The sequence below is a fragment of the Endozoicomonas sp. SESOKO2 genome (assembly GCF_024606245.1).
Taxonomy (GTDB): domain Bacteria; phylum Pseudomonadota; class Gammaproteobacteria; order Pseudomonadales; family Endozoicomonadaceae; genus Endozoicomonas_A.
The window spans coordinates 1-1,461 of record NZ_JAHHPQ010000755.1; the positions used below are offsets into that span (position 1 = coordinate 1).

General features: G+C 47.1%; 1 protein-coding gene. It reads left to right on the top strand.

Features of this window, described 5'->3' with window-relative positions; all coding sequences use genetic code 11:
* Positions 1-106: 106 nt before the first annotated feature.
* Positions 107-1,461, top strand: a 1,355-nt coding sequence (locus KDK17_RS17985) for an F-box/WD40 repeat-containing protein (RefSeq protein WP_257274762.1), incomplete at its 3' end; no start/stop codon positions are given.

The window sequence follows — 1,461 nt, forward strand, 5'->3', positions numbered from 1 at the left end:
CAATGACCTCAATGTTTTGAACTTTCATTCTAAAACCGGTTCTAAGCTTTCAATCCATTTTAAATGCCCTTACCAAGAAGATAAAACTGACTTTGAAGGAACAACCATGGACCCTAAGGACAACCATCCCGGTATTGATGTTTCACTCTCGCCAACAGCACCCAAGCGAGCTCGATTGGAGGAAGCACCAAAGGGTGTCAGTTTGGGCAGGGAGGTTACTGTAAAGGACAAAATTGAAGCAACATTCTTCCATTTGCCCGAAGAGATACATGCCAAAATTATTCGCTATTTGGAATTTCGAGGGGTGACCGCTTTAACAAGGGTATGCAAACAGCTTCACAAGCTTGTAAAAAACGATAAAGCTCTGGAAAGAGCATGGTATCGTCGGCTTCCTTCACCACACCAATATCAACTAAGAACCATTGTTACGACAAAAGATAGTCAACAACTCCGTGACTGGTTGAGGTCGTTTGCGGATATCAGCACTATCGAGTCACTCATAAAACAACAAGGGAATGTTTATTTTCCTGTTCAGTTAGTTTTTACCAACAGCAAACTAATGGCTCAATGTGAAAAATTCAAGCTGGTGGAAAAAACCGGAATTACCCATCTACATAATATCCACACAGCCAGTTTCAGCGCTGATAGTCGACATGTGGTGACCGCCGGCTATGACAATACAGCGCAAATCACTGGCCAGAAGCCCGATGGATCATGGGCAGGAAAAGCCAACATTTCCCATACTGAGTGGGTCAAATCAGCCACCTTCAGTGCTGATGGTCGTAAAATAGTGACCGGCAGTAAAGATCGCATGGCGAAAATCTGTGTTCAGGAGGACGATGGATCGTGGGAAGTAAAAGCCACCATTCTTCATAATGATTGGGTCTCCTCAGCCACCTTCAGTAGCGATAGCTGCTACGTAGTGACCGCCGGTTGGGATGGCAAGGTGAAAATCTACGGCGAGGGGACCCATGGATCATGGGAAGCAAAATACACCATTGACCACAATGCTATAGTCTCTTCGGCCAGCTTTAGCGCCGACAGGCGTCATTTAGTGATCGTGAGTGAAGATAGAAATGCAACTGTCTACAGTCAGGAGGATGATGGATCATGGAAAGTCAATGCCACCATTTCCCATGACGGGGTAATCCACTCGCACACCCTCAGCACCTGTGGCCGCCGCCTGGTAACCACCAGCGAAGATCACAGAGCAATCATCTATGGCCTGCAGGACAATGGATCATGGGGAGAAATGACCACCATTGTTCATGATGATCAGGTTCACTCAGCCGACTTCAGCGCCGATGGCCGTTATGTGGTGACTATCAGTGATAGCAAAGCAAAAATCCATGGCCTGCAAACCGCTGGGTGGGTAGTGAAAGACATCATTGAACACCAAAAAGAGCTTACCTCCGCCAGCTTCAGCGCCGATAGCCGCCATCTGGTAACGACCAGTGAGGA